Here is a 3,437-nt window from a genome sequence, read left to right as displayed (position 1 = left end):
GTATCCTTGCTTGTATTTGTTGTAGTCGGAAAGGGAAACTATCGCAAAGCCTCGCGAGGTGGAGTAATCTGGTACGATACGGATAAATGCTGCGCAAAGTATCGCCGCTAGAAGTAGCGCCGCGGCTATCATTTTAAATTTAAGTTTGCGAAATTTCATAACGATCCTTTAGACGCCAAAGCGAGCAGACACCTTGCCCTCCCCCACGCGAAACTACGTCTATTATCTCACGCCTTTTAAATTTGAGCCGAATTTACGCAAACCGAACCAGATCCGCCAAAATGCCGAATTTTACTCAAATTTAGAGCAAATTTTACTTCTTTATCTTCGAGTATATCCCGCCCAAAATGTCGTTTTGATAGATAAAAAGCGTGCGTTTTAGCCACGCGGCGTCCTTTTTAGCAGCGATGCGCTTGATAGCCGATAGGTCGCCGTCTGGTCTGTTTATACCTCGCTGCGTCGTAAAAAACGCCTCGTATCCCGCCTGTCTAGCTAGACGCATCAAATTTTCGTCGTATTTGCCGCGCGGCCAGCACAAAAGCCTATCCTCGATGCCCAAATTTGCGCGCATAAACTCACGGCACCGAGCGAAATTTTCCTCAGGCGGGAGCGCGCCGAAATACTCGTCAAAATGCGTATGCGTGTGAGAGTGAAAGTCAAAAACGTCACGCATTGCCGCTATCTCGTCAAGACTCAAAAACACGTCCTGCGGGCGCTGGGGCGCTGCTTTTTTGTATTCGGAGTGAGTTAGCTCGATAAACTCGCCCCGCCGCATGCTCGCGCGCTCTATCCACTGCGTCACTAAAAATATCGTCGCCCGTAGCCCAAACTTGCGCAAGACCTGGTAGGCGTAAACGTAATTATCCTTCCAGCCGTCGTCAAAGGTAATGAGGACGCTTTTTTTGGGCACGGCTAGCTCGCCCTTTTTGTAGGCGATAAATTCGCTCATCGTAAGCGTTTTGTAGCCCGCCTCTGCCAAAAACCGCATCTGCGAGGCAAAATCCTCCGCGCTAGAGGCGATAAATCCACCCTTTTTTAAAACGTGATGATACATCAAAACGCTAACGCTCAACGCCGCCTCCTTTAGCTCCCGCCCGCGAATTTGCCGCCAGTAAGACGAAAAATCCTAGCATATAAAACATATAAAGTATGCGTAAATTTATCGCCTCAAACAGCCCGCGCACGCCGAAATAACACGCAAGCGAGATAAAAATCGCCGCAAAAAGCAGCTCGCGCGAGCGTAAAAAATGCCTAAACGAATACGCCAAGAGAGAGATGAAACCGCCAAGCAGTAGCACCGTACCGACCGCGCCGTAGTAGTAGTAGTGCCCGATAAAAAACGGCTCGTCGTTAAACCAATACCGCTCGCCGTTTGGCCGCGTCTGCATCATCGAGATATGTGCGCCTTTGTCCGCCTCGTCACGCAAAAAGGCGTCATACTGCTCCTTGCCGTATCCAAGCCCAGTTATCGCACGCGGACTAGCAAAAAGCAGCGGCAAGCGCTCCTTTAAAATCAAATCGCGCCCCGAGCTAAAGCCCGCACCCGCGATACGCTCTCTCATACTCTCGTTTTCGACATTTGCCTCGCTCACTATCCCGATCTGCAAAAATTTATACATCGCCGTGGGCGAACTCAAAACCGCCGCCGACGCGCCCGCGACGCAAACGGCAAAAATAACGGCAAAGAGTTTAAATTTACGCTTCGCCTCGCCGTCTAAGATATACAAACAAAAACCAAACAAAACAAAACAAACCAGCATCGCGCCCCAGCTGCCCCTAACGCCGCTCAAAACGTCAAGCCCGACGGCCGCTAAACAAAGCGCGCCGCACGCAACCCGCGCCCAAAGTCGCCTAAAGATAAAAACTCCCGCAAGCGCAAAAGGCAAAAATCTATCCACGTAGTCCGCATACGCTCGGCGCACGACCCGCGCGTCAAATTCGCTCGCGTTGCCAAGCCTCTCAAATTCGCTAAAAAGTGGCGCGGCGTAGTAAATGCTAATAACCGCAAAGGCCGCTATCAGCGCGTAAAAAAAGGCTTTTGCTTGAGCGGTCTCGCCGTTTGCCGCGACGTAAACGATGAGCAAAAAAGCAAATCCGCGCCCAAACTCGCCCGCAGCGTTGCCCAGCGAATCAAACTGCGGCGCGTAGGGAAAAGCCGAGATCAAAAACGCGTAAAAGGTAAATGCGATAAGACAAAACGCTGGCGTGCGAGAGATGCTAAAATTTACGCCAACCCTTGCGGCAAATCGCGTCCTATCCGTGAAATAAAGCCAGATCGCGCAGACAAGCGCGAGATAAAGCGAGACGTTTTTCGCCGCCGTCATACGCGGGATATGCTCGCAGGCGATAAAAACGCAAACGAGGTATAAGGCGGCGTTTTGCAAGCGGTTTTGTAGCTTCGTCATTTTCTCCCTTAATTTTAAAACGCCCATTATAACGATAAAATCATTAAAATCCAGTAAGCGGTTTTTGGCTAAATTTTACTCGCAATCGCTCAAAAACCGGCCGTAAATTTATAAATTTATGCTAAATTTAGGCTAAATTCTATAAATAATAAAGGTCTAAATTTTGATATATTTTCTCATATATTTACTGATTTACCCATATCTTTTTGCGATGAAAAAGCTAAAATTTAAAGGCGAAAAAGGCAAAATTTTACTCATACAAACCGCTAAAATCGGCGACTACGCAAACTCGGCCGTGATCTTTGAAAAGCTGGGCAAATTTGACGTGCTAATCGACGAGATAAATCTAGCCTTCGCAAAACACGACCGCCGAATAGAAAAAATATTTACGATAAACGACGTAAGGCGTAAAAAGGCCTCAAAACTAGGACTCGCGCTTGGGCTTTTTTCGCGCGGCTACGAGAGCGTCTACGTACTGATGCCAAACAGCCTAAATCTTTTTTTGGCGCGCTGCACGCTAGCTAAAAATATCGTCGTCGTGCATCACTACGCGGTATCTAGCGACTTTGCCCTGCTGGCGCTCGGTATGAAAAAAGTGCCGCATACTCTAAATGATCTAACGCTACTAACCTACCTAAAAACGCTGGACGAGAGCGAGCTAAAATATGAAAAATGCTTGCAAAAACCGCTCGTTGTTCCGCAAGAAAATCTAATAAAAAGCGGCAAATTTAAGATCGGCGTGAGCCTAAGCGCGGGTAATAAAATGAAAACGCCGCCAAAAAAAACTTGGGAAAAAATCTTTGAAATTTTCGCCAAATTTGACTGCGAGGTTTATATTTTCGGCGTCGGCGAGGAGGCTACTCTGCTAAAAAACCTGCTCGCGGAAAATGCGGATCAAAAGCAGGCAAAAAATCCTGGCGATGGACAAATTTGTGCAGATTTGGCTAGCGATACGAGCGAAATTTACGGCGGCCTTGAAAATGCAAACGACGAGCAACCAAAGGCTCAAATTTGCAGCCAAAACGGCACCGG

At 48.0% G+C, this 3,437-nt stretch carries 3 protein-coding genes; 1 reads left to right on the top strand and 2 read right to left on the bottom strand.

What is annotated here, in order from left to right:
- Nucleotides 1-313: 313 nt before the first annotated feature.
- On the bottom strand, nt 314-1,072 hold the full coding sequence (locus tag Q0546_RS06320; RefSeq protein ID WP_298791508.1) for a polysaccharide deacetylase family protein: 759 nt from the start codon (nt 1,070-1,072) through the stop codon (nt 314-316).
- On the bottom strand, nt 1,062-2,405 hold the full coding sequence (locus tag Q0546_RS06315) for a hypothetical protein (RefSeq protein ID WP_298791506.1): 1,344 nt from the start codon (nt 2,403-2,405) through the stop codon (nt 1,062-1,064). The genes Q0546_RS06320 and Q0546_RS06315 overlap by 11 nt, the downstream gene beginning before the upstream one ends.
- Nucleotides 2,406-2,568: 163 nt before the next feature.
- Between Q0546_RS06315 and Q0546_RS06310 the strand changes: the two genes are divergently transcribed.
- A partial coding sequence (locus tag Q0546_RS06310) for a lipopolysaccharide heptosyltransferase family protein (protein WP_298791504.1) occupies nt 2,569-3,437 on the top strand: 869 nt, incomplete at its 3' end.

It is taken from the genome of uncultured Campylobacter sp. (assembly GCF_937997465.1).
GTDB lineage: Bacteria > Campylobacterota > Campylobacteria > Campylobacterales > Campylobacteraceae > Campylobacter_A.
This window is presented reverse-complemented; position numbering and strand designations above follow the sequence as displayed.